Here is an 18,452-nt window from a genome sequence, read left to right as displayed (position 1 = left end):
TCATGTTAAAAAATAAAAAATACTATAATCTTGTAAAAAAACAATTAGGAAAAGATGAAGTTTTAGAAAATTTTGAAAAAAATTACGGAAAAATCACAGATGTAATGGAAATAGATGTGATAAGTCTTCCAAAAAATTTAAATCTTGACCAAAAAGAAGATCATGAAAATGGGATTTATGCCTTTGGGGGAAGTTTTTTAAATAGAGAATATGAAGTTGGCATCCTTCTTGATATAGAAGAAATAAAACCCATGTCCCCATTTTGGCTAGAAAAAGAAAAGAAAAATATAAACAAGGATGATTTGAAATTTTTCCTAGAAAGCCTAGGAGAAAACCTAGAAAAAGGAAAAACAAATTTTCCAATTTTTATCTTCTACAACAATAAAAACAAATTATCCCTAAGCCCCCAAGCTATAGATCCTTTGGATATACTAAAAAAATAAGAGCAAAAGCTCTTATTTTTTTGCTCTTTTATCCAAAAAGTATCTGATTTCCTTGTAAAGTAAAGATAAAATATAAGCTCCAGTTAGCATATATAAATTAAAAGAAATTGACTTAAATCCTTTAAAATCATTTACATCCATATCCAAAGAAACCAAGACCATAGATAAAATTAATATTAAAATAATTGTAAAAACCACTGCTATCAAAAATTGGTTTTTGTATTTTTTTGACTTATATAAATCAAAATGATCAGAAAAAAGTAGAGTTATAAAAATAAAAATCAAATCTCCAATTAAAAGAATTCCCCCACTCATATTTGTAGCCAAAAAACTTCCTCCCATAGCCAAAAACAAAACCAATAAAATTAAAACCCTAAAAAGATTAGGTTTAAAAATCTTAATTAATTTTTTAATCATAAAATCCTCCTATATAGATAATATCATAATAAAAAGAAATTTATCTATATAATCTTAGATTGGGTAAAAAATATTATATAGATTGGAGGAAAATATGGCAATTTTTGATAGAAAAAATGAAAAAGGATTTGAACAAATAGTTGATTATTATGACTTAAAAGATATAAAAAAAGAAGATTTAGAAATGATTTTTAATAATTCAAGTATGTTTGCTAGTGGTGGAATTAATGGATTATTTGCACAAAACTGGCTTATGATTAAACAGCTTGATAGGCTTAATAAAAATATAGAAAAATTATTGGAAAAAGATTTGTAAATATTTTCTAAAAACTTCCAGATGGGTATTTATTTACTAAGTGGAGGAGAATTATGAGATTTGTAGATATAATTGAAAAAAAGAAAAATAAAAAAGAATTAAGCGATGAGGAAATAAAATTTTGGATTGATGGGGTGACCGATGAAACAATTCCAGATTATCAAACATCAGCCCTTCTTATGGCTATAGTTTTAAATGGGATGAATGAACACGAAACTGCAAAACTTGCCGAATGTATGATGAAAAGTGGTGACGTTTTGGATTTATCTGATATTGAAGGAATAAAGACTGATAAACATTCCACTGGTGGAGTTGGTGATAAAACTTCCCTTGCTCTTGGTCCAATAATTTCAGCTTGTGGCTTAAAACTTGCAAAAATGAGCGGGCGAGGTTTGGGACACACTGGTGGAACGCTTGACAAATTAGAATCAATTGAAGGCTTTAATGTATTTTTGAAAGAAGAAGATTTTATAAAACAAGTTAAAGAAATTGGTTTTGCCATTATGGGACAAACTGGAGAACTTGTTCCAGCCGACAAAAAATTATATGCCCTAAGAGATGTGACAGCAACTGTCGATTCAATTCCTCTAATTGCCTCATCTATAATGAGCAAAAAATTAGCATCTGGTGCTGATACGATTTTACTTGATGTAAAATACGGCGAGGGCGCCTTTATGCACACAATTGATGATGCAAAAAAACTTGCAAGAGCTATGATAAATATTGGGAAAAAACTTGGCAAAGACACAAGGGCCATGATTACAGATATGAACCAACCTTTGGGAAATACAATTGGAAATGCCCTTGAAGTAAAAGAAGCTATTGAAACCGTAAAAGGAGAGGGTCCAAAAGATTTTACTGAATTGGTTTTAACAGCTGGAGAAATTATGCTTATCCAAGGAAAAGTTGCAAAAAATAAAAACCAGGCAAGAAAAATGCTTGAAGATGCCATAAATTCTGGAAGAGCCTTTGAAAAGTTAAAGAAGATGGTTGAATACCAAGGCGGAAATGTAGGGCAAATTGAAGACCCAAGCCTTCTTCCACAAGCTAAATTTAAAACAGAGATGAAATCAAAAAATGATGGCTATATTGACCACATTCATTCAATGAATCTTGGAATTTTGTCAATGAAACTTGGCGGAGGACGCGAGAGAAAAGAAGATAAGATAAATTATGCGGTTGGTCTTGAAATGAAAGTAAAAAAAGGTGATAGGGTAGAAAAAGGCGACAGCCTTGCCATTGTTTATCACGATAAAAAACTTACAGACGAATGGATAGAAAGTTTTTACCAAACCTTCACCTATTCAAAAGAAAAAACAAAGCCAATTCCAGTTGTAGAAGAAATTTTAGAATAATTTATAAAATAAAAAATCCTAGTAAATGCTAGGATTCATACAGCCAAATAGCTAAATGGTACTTAGCTTAATTTTTATTTAAATTCATACTTTGTCTACGCTCTAAATCTTAGTTAAAACTAGGATTCAGATATTAGACAAAGTTAGCTTAGTAATTTATTAGTTATTTAAAAATAAAATTACGCTAAAACCCATCTCGACCTTGTGGAGAGATCTCATGAAATTTCTCCGCTCCTTTTACACGTTTATCTTGATAAAAACCCAAATGGTAGTTTTTTATCTGGTAGAAGTGGTTAAAAATTTAGCTTATAGATAGTATGAATCCTAGGATTTTTTTATTTTTCTTTAAAATATTTAAAAATATAAACAGAAAATATCCCTACAAAAATAAATAAAATACTTGCACCGATAAATATAATATTATTTGCCTTTGAAAAATTTGACCAAGGGTTTTGCTTTATAATAATTCCAAAAATCCCCCACAAAAAACCAATAATAAGTCCAAAATTTTTGTTTTCTTTAAAGACAAACAAAACCATGGCGCTTGCAAGTATTAGTAAAATTAAACTTATAATTAGGGCAAAAAATTTATTTTCTAAGCTTTTATTTTGAGAAAAAACAAGCATTATACTTGTAAAAACTGAAAGAATAACCCAGCCTCCATGAATTCCAGTAGGAAAGCTTACAAGAAATTTATATTTTTTTGAAAAATCTTTGTTTTGGTCAATTGTTTTTATCAAAGTGATTAAAATTAAAGCATAGACCATAATTCCAATAAGAGCAGGCATGGGATAATTATTGTTTGTCATTACAGAAAAAATTCCATTTGCCATATTCCAAAAAATAAAAAGTGGCATCAATTTTTCATAATATATTTCCTCATTTGTCATAGAAAGCTTTTTTATAAAAGGCAAAAGCAAAAAAAGAGTAGAAAAAATATAGATAAAAATCCAAATATAAAAACTAAAACCAATAGGTATTAGTGGATTTTCGTATATTTTAAAAATTTCTTCTTGCTTGTGGAGAAAAAATACTCCCTTGTATGCAAAAAAAGAAAAAATCAAGGTAATAATAAACATAATAAGTCCAATGATATAATTTTTGTTCTTTAATCTTTTTTTCATAATTCCTCCTAAAGTCCTAATATATTTACCCATTTTTTAATGGAATTAGAATTTAAATTTATAAAAATTACAAATATGAGACTTTGTTTGAATAAACTAGCTTTGGATAAAAAAATGTAAATAGTATAATAAAAAACCTCATAGTAGTGTAAATCTCTTTTGAAATTTTGGACGGAAATATCTTAAAATTTCAAGATATATTTATAGTAAAATTCATAATTTGGATAGGTGAAAATATGACAAAAACATTTGCCCTAAAGGGAAATATAATTTATAGTAAAAATCAAAACGTAATAAATTTTTGTGAAAATTCTTTTTTGATTTGTAAAGACGGACTTTCAATGGGAGTTTTTGAAAAATTAGATGAAAAATACAAGGACATAAAAGTTATAGACTTTGGAGAAAAAATAATTTGTCCAGGTCTTACAGATCTTCATATCCACGCCCCTCAATATAATTTTAGGGGCATGGGAATGGATTTAGAATTATTGTATTGGCTAAATACCTACACATTTCCAAGTGAAGCAAAATTTAAAGACGAAAATTATGCAAAAAAATCCTACCAAAGATTTGTAGATTATTTAAAATATGGACCAAATACAAGGCATGTGATTTTTTCAAGTCTTCATGTGAAATCCACAATAATTTTGATGGATTTGATGGAAGAATCAAAAATGGTTTCTTTTGTTGGAAAAGTAAATATGGACAGAAATGGTGGAGTAGATCTTGAAGAAAAGGATGCTAAGGAATCAGAAAAGGCTACAATCGCTTGGCTTGAATCAATTAAAGGAAAATATAAAAATACCTATCCTATTTTAACACCAAGATTTATCCCATCATGTACTGACGATTTATTGGAAAGACTAAGAAAAATAAAAGATGAGTACAATCTTCCTATCCAATCCCACTTATCAGAAAATTTGGATGAGATAGAATGGGTCAAAGAATTAGTTCCTAAGGCTAAATTTTATGGAGATGCCTACAATATTTTTGATTTATTTGGCAAAAATAACAAGACGGTGATGGCTCATTGTGTATATTCAAATGAAGATGAAGAAGATTTGATAAAAGAAAATGAAGTCTTCATAGCCCACTGTCCAGATTCAAACACCAACCTTACATCAGGAATTGCCCCAGCAGGAAAATACCTAAGAGAAGGGCAAAAAATTGGGCTTGGATCAGATGTTGCAGGGGCAACTCACTCATCAATATTTAAAGCTATGGCAGATGCCATAAAAGTTTCAAAATTAAGATACAGATTATTAGACGAAAAAATAAAACCTCTAAGCCTTGAAGAAGCCTTTTATATGGCAACTTTGGGTGGAGGAGAATTTTTTGGAAAAGTCGGATCATTTGAAAAAGGATACGAATTTGATGCAATAATTATTGACGATGAAAAATTATTAGAAGAAGATAAATTTGACTTAAAACAAAGACTAGAAAGAATAGTATATATTTCAAAAGATGAAGATGTTGTTTCGAAATTTGTAAGAGGAGTAAAAATCTTCTGATAGGAAAAATAAATTTTTTCATTAAAATTTAAAAAGAAATTTAAAAAAAGTGGATGCAAGAAAAATTCAAGCTTCCACTTTTTTTATGTTAAGTTTTACATAATCAACAAAATATTTACATACGTTTTCAAAAATTGTATTTTTTTGAAAATGTCTATATCGCAGATAATTCTAGGGCTTTTAAACTTATTCTTGACAAAGTTAAATAATTGATGTAATCTATTTCATAGATAATTCTAGAATTTTTCGGAGTGCTGACCGCTCATCAATTTTTTTTCGATATGTGGAAATTTTTAAATTTAACCACTAATCTACAATCATTTTTGATAACCGGGGTTCTCAATTTGGATACTGTCCGCTAGTTAATTTTTTGAAATTAATGACCGGGGTTCCTCTGTACAGTTTTAATTATAACTATTAACATAGCTATTTATATGGAGGCATTAAAATGAAAAAGTACCAATTGAATGTACCTACACCACATTCTTACACTTATGTAACAAAAAATATTCCAAACGTAACAATTGAACAAAGAGAAAGAGCATTAAAAGCAACTCACTACAATGAATTTGCTTTCCCAGCAGGCATGCTAACAATCGATATGCTTTCAGATTCAGGTACAACTGCGATGACAGATGTACAATGGTCTGCAATGTTTTTAGGAGATGAATCCTATGGTAGAAATAAGGGATATTATGTACTTTTAGATACATTTAGAGATGTATTTGAAAGAGGAAATGATCAAAAAAGAATAATTGATCTAGTAAGAACCGACTGCGAAGACGTAGAAAAAATGATGGATGAAGTTTATTTATGTGAATATGAAGGCGGACTATTTAATGGTGGATCTGCTCAAATGGAAAGACCAAACACATTTATCATCCAACAAGGTCGTGCAGCTGAATCAGTATTATTCGAACTTGTAAAAAATATATTAAATAGTAGAGAACCAGGAAAAACTTATACAATTCCATCAAACGGACACTTTGATACAACAGAAGGAAATATCAAACAAATGGGTTCAATTCCAAGAAACCTTTATAATAAAGAATTATTATGGGAAGTTCCAGAAGGTGGTAAATATGAAAAGAATCCTTTTAAAGGAAATATGGATACAGAAAAACTTGAAGAGTTAATTACAAAACTAGGACCAGAAAATGTACCATTAGTTTATACAACAATTACAAATAATACAGTTTGTGGACAACCAGTATCTATGGCAAACATGAGAGAATGCTCAAGAATTGCTCATAAATACGATATTCCTTATATGTTTGATGCAGCTAGATGGGCAGAAAATGCTTATTTCATAAAAGTAAATGAAGAAGGCTACCAAGATAAATCTATAAATGAAATAGCTCAAGAAATGTTCTCATACTGTGATGGATTTACAGCATCTCTTAAAAAAGATGGCCATGCAAATATGGGTGGAGTTTTAGCATTTAGAGATAAGGGATTATTCTGGAAGAAATTCTCAGACTTTAATGAAGACGGATCAGTTAAAACTGACGTAGGTATCTTACTAAAAGTAAAACAAATTTCATCATATGGAAATGACTCATACGGTGGAATGAGTGGTAGAGATATTATGGCACTAGCAGCAGGTCTTTATGAAGCTTCAAAATTTGAATATTTAGATGCACGTGTTAAACAATGTGAATATTTAGCTCAAGGATTCTACAAAGCAGGAGTAAAAGGTGTCGTACTTCCAGCAGGTGGACACGGTGTTTATATCAACATGGATGAATTCTTTGATAACAAAAGAGCTCCAGAAACTTTTGCTGGACAAGGTTTCTCAGTAGAACTTATTAGAAGATACGGAATAAGAACAGCTGAGCTTGGAAACTATTCAATGGAATACGATCTAAAAACACCAGAACAACAAAAAGAAGTAGCTAACGTAGTTAGATTTGCAGTTAATAGAAGTCAACTTAGCAAAGAACATATGGATTATGTAATAGCAGCAGTTAAAGCGTTGTACGAAGATAGATCAACAATACCTAATATTAAAATTGTTAAAGGTCATAATCTACCAATGCGTCACTTCCACGCATTCCTAGAACCATATGAACCAAGTGAAGAAGAAAAATAAATTTTTAGCAGGATCTCTTTTGAGATTCTGCTAAATTCATAATATTAGGGAGTATGTTATGGAAAATAAAATATCAAACAGAGACGGTTTTCAGTCTAAGTGGGGATTTATCCTTGCATGTGTAGGATCTGCAGTTGGAATGGGAAATATTTGGAGATTTCCTATCCTTGTTTCTCAATATGGTGGAATGACATTTTTGATTCCATATTTTATCTTTGTAATTCTGATAGCTACAACAGGAGTAATAACAGAAATGGCTCTTGGACGTTCAACAGAATCAGGAACAGTAAGAGCTTTTGGTAAATGTACTGAATTAAAATATGGAAATAAAAAAATCGGGGAAGGTCTTGGAGTAATACCTGTAGCTGGATCTCTTGCTCTTGCAATAGGTTATACTTGTGTAATGGCTTGGATATTTAAATATACTTTCATGGCTTTTTCTGGTGAGCTTAGTGGAATGGGTCAAGATATGGACCTAATCGGAAAAACGTTTTCTGAAACTGCTACAGCAATGGGAGCAAATCTTTGGATTGTAGTTGCAATAGTTGTAAGTTGTGTAATAATGATTCTTGGAGTTTCAAACGGAATTGAAAAATCAAATAAAATCATGATGCCAGCCTTATTCATTCTTTTTGTAGTTCTTGCTATTTATATTACAACAATACCAGGCTCATCAGATGGATATAAATATATATTTACAATTGATAATGAGTTAATAAAAAATCCAAAAGTTTGGATATATGCTTTTGGACAAGCATTCTTCTCACTTTCAGTAGCAGGATCAGGAACTGTAATTTATGGTTCATACCTATCAAAAAAAGAAAACTTGATAACATCTGCAGCCAATGTAGCAATTTTTGATACAATAGCAGCATTAATGGCAGCATTTGTAATAATTCCAGCTATGGCTACAGCAAATACAGCACTAGATACAGGCGGTCCTGGATTAATGTTTATTTATTTAGTAAATGTATTAAACGGAATGCCTGGTGGTAGAATAGTAAGCATAATATTTTATGTTTGCGTATTATTTGCAGGAGTAAGCTCAATAATAAATTTATATGAATCATCAGTAGCATATTTGCAAGAAAAATTTAATTTTTCAAGAAAAAAATCAACCCTAATAATCCATATATTTGGATGTGTAATTGCGATATTAATTCAACCTATAGTTTCTCAATGGATGGATGTAATTTCAATTTATATCTGCCCACTTGGAGCAGCACTAGCAGCAATAATGTTCTTATGGGTTGCAGGAAAAGATTTCGCAATAAAAGCTGTTAACGAAGGTGCAAAAAAACCAATAGGATCTTGGTATTATCCACTTTCAAAATACGTTTACGTAGGAGCAGCAGTAATAGCCTTAATTGCCGGGGCAGTTCTTGGAGGTATAGGCTGATAAAATAAAAATAAGCTTATCAAATTATTAATTAATTTGATAAGCTTATTTTTTTATGAAAAAATATAAAAATTGTAAAAAAGCAGGACTTGTCCTGCTCAGACTGTTGACAAATTAGAAACATTTCCCATTTCTATCAGATAAATAACCGTTGATTTCGGTTGTTTATCCCGATTTATCGTGTGCAACGAGCGGAGAAATCTCATGAGATCTCTCCATGCGTTCGTTTCACTCACACTAAAACACGTTTGCTTTGCAAACTTCTTCGTGCTTTCGCACTTAGTTTTAGGGATAAATGTGCAAAATCAATGCACATTTATCTAGTCGAGATGGTACGTAGCTTAATTTTTATTATAAAATAAAATATTAGCTAAAATCTTACTTTGTCTACGTGCTTTCGCACTTAGTTTTAGGGATAAATGTGCAAAATCAATGCACATTTATCTAGTCGAGATGGTACGTAGCTTAATTTTTATTATAAAATAAAATATTAGCTAAAATCTTACTTTGTCAACGCTCTGGTAGGATTTATCCTGCTTTCTTATTTTCTAATTATTTTTCTAGTAATTAATTTTAAATAATATAAATTTAATGAAAGTAATTTCTTTTAGCTTTTAAAATTTTTATTGGAAAACGGGAAAATGATTTTTTTATTTTATTTTTTTGAAAGTAATTTCAAATTAAATCAAAATCTTGAAAATAAATTTAAGATGGAATATACTTTAACCATCAAGGAGGTTTTTATGGCTGATGAAGTTAATGTAAATGCTATTGAAAAAAAATTAATAGTATCTTGTCAAGCTTTGCCTGATGAGCCTTTGCATTCATCTTTTATTATGGGAAGAATGGCAAAAGCTGCTAAAGAAGGTGGAGCAAAAGGTATTAGAGCTAATACCAGTGAAGATATTAAAGAAATACAAAAAGAAGTTGACCTACCTATTATAGGAATTGTAAAAAAAGATTTTGAGGATTCTAAAGTCTACATAACTCCAACCATGGATGAGGTTGATGAACTTGTTTCTTGTGGGGCTGATATTATAGCCATGGATGCTACAAGTGATTTAAGACCTGGAAATATTACAATTGATGAATTTTTCAAAAAAGTTAAGGAAAAATATCCAAATAAATTGTTTATGGCTGATTGTTCTACTATTGATGAGGCTATAAATGCAGATAGGCTTGGATTTGATTTTATTGGAACTACCTTGGTTGGATATACTGACCAATCTAAAAATGATAAAATCGATGAAAATGATTTCGAAATTCTTAGAAAAATTATTAAAAATGTAAAGAATAAAGTAATTGCTGAAGGAAATATTAATACACCTGAGAAAGCAAAAAGAGTTTTGGAACTTGGTGCCTATAGTGTTGTTGTTGGTTCAATTATTACAAGACCACAAGTTATTACTAAAAATTTTACTGAAAAAATTAAAGAATTAGAAAAATAAAAAAGGAAGGAAAGATTATGAGAAATTTAGACAAATATAAGGGAGTTATTCCAGCATTTTATGCATGCTACGATGAAAATGGAGAAATTAGTCCTGAAAGAGTAAGAGAACTTACAAGATATCACATTAACAAAGGTGTTAAGGGTGTTTATGTTAATGGTTCTTCTGGAGAATGTATTTACCAAAGTGTTGAGGATAAAAAAATTGTTCTTGAAAATGTAATGAAGGAAGCTAAGGGAAAACTTACAGTTATTGCTCACGTAGCTTGCAACAATACAAAAGATTCTATGGAACTTGCAGCTCACGCTGAAAGCTTGGGAGTTGATGCAATTGCAGCTATACCTCCAATTTATTTTAGACTTCCAGAATATTCTATTGCAGCTTATTGGAATGATATTTCTTCTGCGGCACCAAATACTGATTTTGTAATTTATAATATTCCACAACTTGCTGGAGTTGCTTTAACAGAGTCTTTATTTAGTGAAATGAGAAAAAATCCTAATGTAATCGGTGTTAAAAATTCTTCAATGCCAGTTCAAGATATTCAAATGTTTAAACAAAATGCCGGAGATGATTATATAATTTTCAACGGACCAGATGAACAATTTATTTCAGGAAGACTTATTGGAGCTGAAGGAGCAATTGGTGGAACATATGGTGTAATGCCTGAATTAATTTTAAAAATGGATGAATGTCTAAAAAATAAAGATTTAGACAAGGCTCGTGAAATCCAATATGCTGTTGATGCAATAATTTATAAAATGTGCTCAGCTCACGGCAATATGTATGCAGTAATAAAAGAAATATTAAGAATTAATGAAGATTTAGATATTGGTGGAGTTAGAAAACCTCTTGAAAACTTAATTGATTCAGATATGGAAATTGTAAAAGAAGCTGCTAAGATGATAAATGATGCGAAGAATAAATATCTAGGTTAAGGTGAAAAAATGCAAGGTTTTACAAAAATTGATTTAGCAATCTTAATTGTATATTTAGCAGCAGTATTATTTGCCGGCCTTCATTTCTCTAAAAAAGAAATGAAGGGCAAAGAATATTTTAAGGGTGATGGAACAGTGCCTTGGTGGGTAACTTCAGTTTCTATTTTTGCAACACTTTTAAGTCCGATTTCATTTTTATCTCTTGCAGGAAATTCTTATGCAGGAACTTGGATTATGTGGTTTGCACAACTTGGAATGCTTGTAGCAATTCCTTTTACTATAAAATTTTTCCTTCCAATTTATAGTAAACTTGATATAGATACAGCTTACCATTACCTAGAATTAAGATTTGACAGCAAGGGTCTAAGAATTCTTGGGGCAGTAATGTTTATAATTTACCAAGTTGGTCGTATGTCAATTATAATGTATCTTCCATGTATGGTTTTATCCAAACTTATGGGTATAAACGTAAACATTTTAATTATAATTATGGGAGTTATTGCAATTATTTATTCTTATACTGGCGGATTAAAATCAGTTTTGTGGACAGATTTTATCCAAGGATCAGTTCTTCTTATTGGTGTAACTTTTGGTTTAATTTATTTAATTGCAAATATTAACGGTGGATTTGGGGCAGTTGCAAGTGAACTTTTCACAAATCACAAATTTTTAGCACTAGACGAGCCAATATTTGATGCAAATATATTTAGGGATTCAATATTTTTATTAATAGTTGGAGCTGGTTTAAATACAATAGGATCTTATGTTTCAAGTCAAGATATTGTACAAAGATTTACAACTACAACTGATACAAAAAAATTAAACAAAATGATGATAACAAATGGTTGTCTTTCAATTTTTATTGCAACAGTATTTTATCTTATAGGAACTGGACTTTTCGTATTTTATAAAGTTCAAGGCAATCCTTTGCCAACAGCAGCTCAACAAGATCAAATTTTCGCATCTTGGATAGCTTTTGAGCTTCCAGTAGGATTTACAGGAGTATTACTTGCAGCAATTTATGCAGCAAGCCAATCTACCCTTTCAACAGGACTAAACTCAGTTGCTTCAAGTTGGGCTTTGGATATTCAATCAAGTTTAAATACAAATTTAAGTTTTGAAAAACAAACAAAAATTGGTCAAAGAGTTTCATTAATAGTTGGAATTTTTGCAATAATTGTTTCAATGATTTTGGCAAATGGAGATATTAAATCTGCTTACGAATGGTTTAATGGATTTATGGGTCTTGTTTTGGGAATACTTGTAGGAACCTTTATCCTTGGAGCATTTACAAAAACTGCAAATAAATTTGGAGCAACACTTGCCTTTATTGCAGCAAGTGGAGTTATGATTTATATAAAATATTTCGTAGATCCAGCAAAAATTTCTTTCTGGTCATACTCAATTATATCAATATTAGTTTCTTTAGTAGTTGGACTTATTGGATCAGCAATTTACAATAAAGTTAAGGGAAAAGAAACTATAGTACCAAAAAACACAACAATTTATAATCAAAATTAGGGGCAAAAATGATATTTGGAAATATAAAAAATTTAGAAGAATTTGATTATTTAAACGGTCAAATAAAAGAATGTTTTGAATTTTATAAAAATAATGATTTGAAAAATATGGAAAAGGGAAGTCATCCTATAAAGGGAGAAGATCTTTTTGTAAATATTGTAGAATATGAAACTACAAATCCTGAAAATAGATTTTGGGAAGCTCACAAAGATTATCTTGACCTTCACCTTATGCTTGATGGAATTGAACAAATTGATTTAAATTTTATAGGTAATATGGACTTGGGCCCATATAAAAAAGAAGATGATTATCAAGCAATGGAGGGTGAAAAAAATTCATCAGTAATTTTAAATGAGGGAGATTTTCTAATTTGCTATCCAAATGATGGTCATATGACAGCCGTAAAAGTTAAAGATCCACAAAAAATTAAAAAAGCAATTTTTAAAATCAAATTATAGGATATAATAGAGGCAGTGTGATGAGCATTTGCCTCTTATTTTTTAAAAGGAGATATTATGAAAAAATATATAAGCATAGATATAGGCGGAACTGCCATAAAATATGGACTTATCGATTGTGATGCAAATATTTTGGAAAAGTATGAAATCGATACAAATGCCCAAAAAGGTGGAGACCATATCCTAAATGAAGTTATAAAGATAGTTGAAAATTTTGTAAAAGAAAATCAAAATGACCAATTAATGGGAGTTTGTATTTCAACGGCAGGTGTGGTTGATACAAAAAAAGGCTCAATTTATCATGCATCAGATCTTATTCCAAATTATATTGGAATTAATTTTAAAAAGACCATTGAAGAAAAATTTTCCTTGCCTTGCCAGGTTGAAAATGATGTAAATTGTGCGGGTTTTGCTGAATATGAATCTGGAGCAGGAAAAGATAGCAAAGTTTGCCTAACCCTTACAATTGGAACAGGAATTGGTGGCTGTGGAATAATTGATGGGGAAATTATCCATGGGGCAAATGGATCAGCTTTTGAAGTAGGCTACATGAACATCAAAGGAGATAAATTTGAAAGACTTGGCTCAGCAAAAACTTTGGTTGAAAAGGTTGCAAAAGAAAAAAACCAAGACTTATCCTTGTGGAATGGAAAAAAAGTTTTTGAAAATGCAAAAAAAGGCGATGAAATTTGTATAAGAGCAATTGATGAAATGTGTGATGTTTTGGGTCTTGGTATAGCAAATCTATCCTATATGTTAAATCCTGATACTGTGGTTTTGGGAGGAGGAATAATGGCCCAAGAAGAATATTTGAAAGAAAAAATTGAAGGAAAATTATCCGAATATTTGGAAGAGAGATTCTATAAAAATATCAGCATAAAATTTGCCAAACACAAAAATTCTGCAGGCATGCTTGGAGCCTACTATAATTTTAGGGAAATTGAAGAAAAGTAGGGGATTATTTTGGATTATTACAATAAATCTGTTGTAGAAATAGTAGAATCAAATTATGAAAACTTTACAGAAGTTGAAAGAAATATAGCAGATTTTTTTATTTACAACAACAAAAGAGAGGATTTTTCAAGCAAATCCATAGCAGAAAAACTATTTGTTTCCCAAGCATCCCTTTCAAGATTTGCACAAAAATGTGGATTTAGAGGATATAGAGAATTTGTTTACCAATATGGCCAAGATTTTGTAGAAAAAAAAGAAGATATAAACGGAAATGTTAGCCAAGTTTTAAACACTTACCAAGAACTTTTAAACAAAACATATAGCCTAGTAGATGAAAATCAAATAAAAAGAATAATAAATTATATAAACAGGGCAAACCGAGTTGTTGCTTGTGGGAAAGGATCATCTGGACTTGCTGCAAATGAGATGGAGTTAAGATTTATGAGAATAGGAGTAAACATAGACTCCATAACAGATTCTGATCAAATGAAAATGAGAGGGGCCTTTCATGATGAAAATTCCTTGATTTTTGGTTTGAGTATAAGTGGAAATACAAGCGAAGTTTTGCTCTTTTTATCCCAAGCCTACAACAAAAACGCAAAAACAATCCTAATTACTTCCCAAAATAGAGATTTGTACAAGGATTATTGCAACGAGGTAATACTTGTTCCATCCCTAAAACATTTAAACTACGGCAATGCCATAAGTCCCCAATTCCCAATTTCAGTAATGGTTGATATTTTGTATTCATACTTTGTAAAAGAAGATAAAAATATCAAAGAAAAACTTCACGGTGATACCATAAAAGCCTTGGGAACCGAATAATTTATAAAATATTTATCGGTCAAATTTCTTGACAATTTCTACTTTTAAACTATCCTAGATATAGGTGATAAAATGATTAAAGAAAAAATAATAGAAAATATTGGAATAATTTATTTAGATAAAAAAGAAGTAATAAATGCTCTAAATTTAGAAATGGTTAAAGATATAGAAAAAATCCTAAAAAAATGGGAAAATGATGACAAAATAAAGGCGGTTTTATTTGATTCACTTTGCAGGAAAGGATTTTGTGCTGGCGGAGATTTAAAAGAAATTTATAATGATTATCTTTTAAATGAGTCTTGCCAAAATAAGGATGAGTTTTATGAGGAAGAATTTATCCTTGATAAATTTGTAAAAAATTACAAAAAACCAGTTCTTAGCCATTATTTTGGCATAGTGATGGGAGGAGGCATTGGCCTTAGCATAAATTCTGATTTTATACTTGCAGACGAAAGCGTAAATTGGGCTATGCCAGAAACAAGACTTGGTTTTGTTCCAGATGTTGGAGTATGTAAGCACCTTTCAAATCTACCCCAAGCCCTTGGTCAATACCTTGGACTTTGTGGAGAAAGTCTAGGATCAACTGACCTTATAAATTATGATTTGATAGACTTATATATAAAATCAGAAGATTACGAAAATATTTTAAATATTTTATTTGATCTTTCAAAGAAATATGAGGGAGAAAAATTAATAAAAGAATTTAGAACAGAAAGCGAAAAATTCAAAAATACCGAGGAAAATTCTAAAATTTCTAATAATTTAGAAAAAATTGAAAAATATTTTTCAAAATCTTCGATAGAAGAAATTTTTGAAATCCTTGAAAAAAACAAGGACAAGGATGAATGTGCAAAAAATACCTTGGAAAATTTATATGAAAAATCTCCTTTCATGCTAAAAGTTCAATTTGAAAAATATTTTGTATGCAAAAACTTAAGCCAAGATGAAGTCTTTGCCCTAGATTTAAAAATTTTAAAATATTCAAGAAAAGAAGGCTTGATGGAAAAGGGAATAAGATCTTTAATAATTGATAAAGAAAAGGCAAACTGGAATGAAAAATCCGTAGATAAAGTCCCAGATGAAAAGGTAAAAAAATTATTGGGAATTGAAAAAATGTATAGGGAAAATTAGGATTGATTTTTTTAAAAACACCTAAATTCTAAAAAATAAGAAAAAACAGGGAGAAAAAAATGGACGTATTATTAGTAATTGACCTACAAAATGATTTTATTGATGGTGCCTTGGGAAATGAAGGAAATGAAAAAATAGTTGAGCCTATTGAAAAATTGGTAGAAAATTTCAATGGAGAGGTTATTTTTACAAGAGACACCCACGACAAATCCTATCTAAAAACACTAGAAGGGAAACATCTACCGGCAGAACACTGCTTAAAAAATTCCAAAGGCTGGCAAGTAAGAATTGATACAAAAAATCACAAAGTAATAGACAAACCATCTTTTGGTTCCTACGAACTTGTGGAATATTTAGAAAAATTAAATCAAAAAGAAAAAATCAAAAATATCTATATGGTAGGAATTTGCACCGATATTTGCGTAATATCAAATGCAATTTTATTAAAAAATGCCCTATTGGATACAGAAGTTACAGTTATAGAAGATTTGTGCAAGGCCACAAACGAAAAAAATCACCAAATTGCCCTAGACGCTATGAAATCCTGTCAGGTAAATATTATTAATTCAAAAGAAAAATATTAAAATCATGAGAATAATTAAGAAAACGGTAAGAAACGGTAAGGAAATTTGAATTTGATATTTCCTACCTTAATATATAGGCTTTATTAAATTTAATATGGTATAATTAAATAAATATTAGACTTTTTCTTTACTCTTAGGAAAAAGTCACTTGGGGAATTAGCTCAGTTGGGAGAGCGCTTGACTGGCAGTCAAGAGGCCAGGGGTTCAAATCCCCTATTCTCCACCAATTTTTAAAAACTTGAAAAAATAGGATTTTGTGATATACTTTAAGTAAGAGGAATTCTCTTATAATCCTTGAATAATTCAAGGAATTGAGGTTAACAATGTGGAATCACCACAAAAAAAGACAGTAGGGCGAACTACTGTCTTTTCATTTACTTGTTTTCGGAATAATACTTTTTTATAAAAAATAGTATAAGTCCAACCAACAAGGGAAAAATAAAATTTTCCAATATTGAGGTTAACAATTTCATCACCTCTTTTCACCTATTAAGCAATAGGCAAAATTATTATATCACAGAAAAATATTTTTATTTCAAATCAAAAGTTAAATTTTTATTTAAATTTAATCCTGGCTTTAAAAAAACTGGGATTTTTTTGTGAAAAAATTTGTAGATTGAAGAATTTTTATCCCTATTGTATAATAGATACAATATTAAATTGAGGTGAATATATGATAAAAAATAAAATGAAATTAATGATAGGAGTCCTTAGCTTGGGGATTGTTTTTAGTGCTTGTAGTAATAAAAATAACAAGGCAAATCCTTCATCAGCTTCAACACTTTCCACTTCTAGCAAGGAATCAAAAAAATCAAATGAGGAAAATAAAAACTCTACAGTTTCAAAAAAAGACCAAGGAAAAGTTGTTGATGGATCAATAAATTCAGAAATTTTAAAGCAAAATTGGAAGTATAAGGTATATCTTCCAAACGGATATGATGAAAAAAGCCATGAAAAATATCCGGTTTTATATATGCTCCACGGATTTGGAGAAAATTCATCATCAATTCTTGAAAAATCCAATACAAAAGATGTCCTCGATAAAATCATGAAAGATAAAGAAAATAAAATGATTGTGGTTTTTGTTGATGGATTTACTTCATTTTTTATAAATAGCGATTACGATAAAAATATGGAAAGTGCAATAAAAGATGAGTTGATAAAAGAAATTGACGAAAATTATAAGACTGATGCAAACAAAAATTCCAGAGCAATCGGAGGGATTTCTGTAGGAGGATATGGGGCAGCAAGTATTTCCCTAAAAAATCCTGACCTATTTACAAAAGCACTTTTAATTTCCCCAACCCTTTGGTACAAGCTTGACAAAGATAGCCTAATTAGAAGAAATTATCTTGCATTTTCAGACGGAATACAAAATTGGTCAGACGATGTTTATAAGGAAAAATTTCCTACAAATTTCATAAACGCAGAGTCAAAAGATATAAATTTCTATATAAGATCAGCCGAGGGCGATACAAAAATAAAAATTAACGACATAGAAAAATTCAACAAAAAATTAGAAGAAGCCGAGGTAAACACAGAATTTAAAAAGGATGGCAAAGAATTTGACCATGATTATGATTATTGGAACAAAATAACAGAAGAATCCTACTTGTGGGTCCTAGACCAATTTGAAAAATAAAGCTATAAATTTCCCTTTAATTTTGAAAAAAATTAAGGGGATTTTTTTGTTAAAAAATTTTTTTAGAAAAAAATTTATATTTATAATTTATTTCAATAATATAACTAAAATTCGTTGACTAAAAATTTGTAAAGAGCTATAATTGTTATAAGTAAAAGTGTCTGAATTTCTAATAATTTAAGACAAATAAAGAAAAAAATTAATCAATTGCTTTAATAAAATACACCAGAAAAATAAATTAAATATATTTTAATATTTATTAAAAAGAAATGAAAATTAGAAATTCATCAATAT

The 18,452-nt window shown here is 29.8% G+C and carries 17 protein-coding genes and 1 tRNA gene; 16 read left to right on the top strand and 2 right to left on the bottom strand.

The features are described 5' to 3' along the window. Nucleotides 1-2 precede the first annotated feature (2 nt). Nucleotides 3-443: a hypothetical protein gene (locus BN2087_RS01560; protein ID WP_049690150.1), complete on the top strand. Its 441-nt coding sequence runs from the start codon at nt 3-5 to the stop codon at nt 441-443. A gap of 12 nt (nt 444-455) precedes the next feature. Here BN2087_RS01560 and BN2087_RS01555 read toward each other — a convergent pair whose 3' ends face one another. After that, a complete protein-coding gene (locus BN2087_RS01555) occupies nt 456-860 on the bottom strand; it encodes a hypothetical protein (RefSeq protein WP_049690149.1) in 405 nt (134 codons plus the stop codon). 94 nt (nt 861-954) lie between these two features. Between BN2087_RS01555 and BN2087_RS01550 the strand changes: the two genes are divergently transcribed. Both BN2087_RS01550 and BN2087_RS01545 read left to right on the top strand, forming a co-directional pair. Further along, the gene (locus BN2087_RS01550) at nt 955-1,176 is read left to right on the top strand and encodes a hypothetical protein (protein WP_049690148.1); all 222 of its coding nucleotides are present in this window, start codon (nt 955-957) and stop codon (nt 1,174-1,176) included. Nucleotides 1,177-1,229: 53 nt separating this feature from the next. Beyond that, on the top strand, nt 1,230-2,531 hold the full coding sequence (locus BN2087_RS01545; RefSeq protein WP_049690147.1) for a pyrimidine-nucleoside phosphorylase: 1,302 nt from the start codon (nt 1,230-1,232) through the stop codon (nt 2,529-2,531). A gap of 335 nt (nt 2,532-2,866) precedes the next feature. Here BN2087_RS01545 and BN2087_RS01540 read toward each other — a convergent pair whose 3' ends face one another. Beyond that, nucleotides 2,867-3,655 carry a hypothetical protein gene (locus tag BN2087_RS01540; RefSeq protein WP_049690146.1) on the bottom strand — a complete coding sequence of 263 codons (789 nt, stop codon included), beginning with the start codon at nt 3,653-3,655 and terminating at the stop codon, nt 2,867-2,869. A 236-nt stretch (nt 3,656-3,891) separates the two neighbouring features. Here BN2087_RS01540 and BN2087_RS01535 point away from each other — a divergent pair, with 236 nt between their 5' ends. The 13 genes from BN2087_RS01535 (at nt 3,892) to BN2087_RS01475 (ending at nt 18,158) form a co-directional block, all read left to right on the top strand. Next, nucleotides 3,892-5,166, top strand: coding sequence for an amidohydrolase family protein (locus BN2087_RS01535; protein ID WP_049690145.1), 1,275 nt, complete (start codon nt 3,892-3,894; stop codon nt 5,164-5,166). Between the two features lie 448 nt (nt 5,167-5,614). Then, a complete protein-coding gene (locus BN2087_RS01530; RefSeq protein ID WP_049690144.1) occupies nt 5,615-7,258 on the top strand; it encodes a tryptophanase in 1,644 nt (547 codons plus the stop codon). A 58-nt stretch (nt 7,259-7,316) separates the two neighbouring features. Continuing rightward, nucleotides 7,317-8,657: a sodium-dependent transporter gene (locus tag BN2087_RS01525; RefSeq protein ID WP_049690143.1), complete on the top strand. Its 1,341-nt coding sequence runs from the start codon at nt 7,317-7,319 to the stop codon at nt 8,655-8,657. Nucleotides 8,658-9,400: 743 nt separating this feature from the next. Further along, complete coding sequence (locus BN2087_RS01520; protein ID WP_049690142.1) at nt 9,401-10,105, top strand: N-acetylmannosamine-6-phosphate 2-epimerase; 705 nt, start codon at nt 9,401-9,403, stop codon at nt 10,103-10,105. A gap of 17 nt (nt 10,106-10,122) precedes the next feature. Then, nucleotides 10,123-11,043 (top strand): dihydrodipicolinate synthase family protein, encoded by a 921-nt coding sequence (locus tag BN2087_RS01515; RefSeq protein WP_049690141.1) that lies wholly within the window; start codon nt 10,123-10,125, stop codon nt 11,041-11,043. 9 nt (nt 11,044-11,052) lie between these two features. After that, on the top strand, nt 11,053-12,564 hold the full coding sequence (locus BN2087_RS01510) for a sodium:solute symporter family protein (protein ID WP_049690140.1): 1,512 nt from the start codon (nt 11,053-11,055) through the stop codon (nt 12,562-12,564). An 8-nt stretch (nt 12,565-12,572) separates the two neighbouring features. Then, nucleotides 12,573-13,022, top strand: coding sequence for a NanQ anomerase/TabA/YiaL family protein (locus BN2087_RS01505; RefSeq protein WP_049690139.1), 450 nt, complete (start codon nt 12,573-12,575; stop codon nt 13,020-13,022). A 57-nt stretch (nt 13,023-13,079) separates the two neighbouring features. Beyond that, nucleotides 13,080-13,976, top strand: a complete 897-nt coding sequence (locus tag BN2087_RS01500) for an ROK family protein (RefSeq protein WP_049690138.1) — start codon at nt 13,080-13,082, stop codon at nt 13,974-13,976. 9 nt (nt 13,977-13,985) lie between these two features. Continuing rightward, complete coding sequence (locus BN2087_RS01495; protein WP_049690137.1) at nt 13,986-14,801, top strand: MurR/RpiR family transcriptional regulator; 816 nt, start codon at nt 13,986-13,988, stop codon at nt 14,799-14,801. Nucleotides 14,802-14,873: 72 nt separating this feature from the next. Further along, on the top strand, nt 14,874-15,932 hold the full coding sequence (locus tag BN2087_RS01490) for an enoyl-CoA hydratase/isomerase family protein (RefSeq protein WP_049690136.1): 1,059 nt from the start codon (nt 14,874-14,876) through the stop codon (nt 15,930-15,932). A 59-nt stretch (nt 15,933-15,991) separates the two neighbouring features. Next, the gene (locus BN2087_RS01485; protein ID WP_049690135.1) at nt 15,992-16,516 is read left to right on the top strand and encodes a cysteine hydrolase family protein; all 525 of its coding nucleotides are present in this window, start codon (nt 15,992-15,994) and stop codon (nt 16,514-16,516) included. Between the two features lie 150 nt (nt 16,517-16,666). Beyond that, nucleotides 16,667-16,742, top strand: a tRNA-Ala gene (locus BN2087_RS01480). A 447-nt stretch (nt 16,743-17,189) separates the two neighbouring features. Continuing rightward, nucleotides 17,190-18,158 carry an alpha/beta hydrolase gene (locus BN2087_RS01475; RefSeq protein ID WP_049690134.1) on the top strand — a complete coding sequence of 323 codons (969 nt, stop codon included), beginning with the start codon at nt 17,190-17,192 and terminating at the stop codon, nt 18,156-18,158. The last annotated feature ends 294 nt before the right edge of the window (nt 18,159-18,452 follow it).

The organism is Anaerococcus jeddahensis (genome assembly GCF_001182725.1).
In the GTDB taxonomy this organism is placed as follows: Bacteria; Bacillota; Clostridia; order Tissierellales; family Peptoniphilaceae; genus Anaerococcus; species Anaerococcus jeddahensis.
This window is presented reverse-complemented; position numbering and strand designations above follow the sequence as displayed.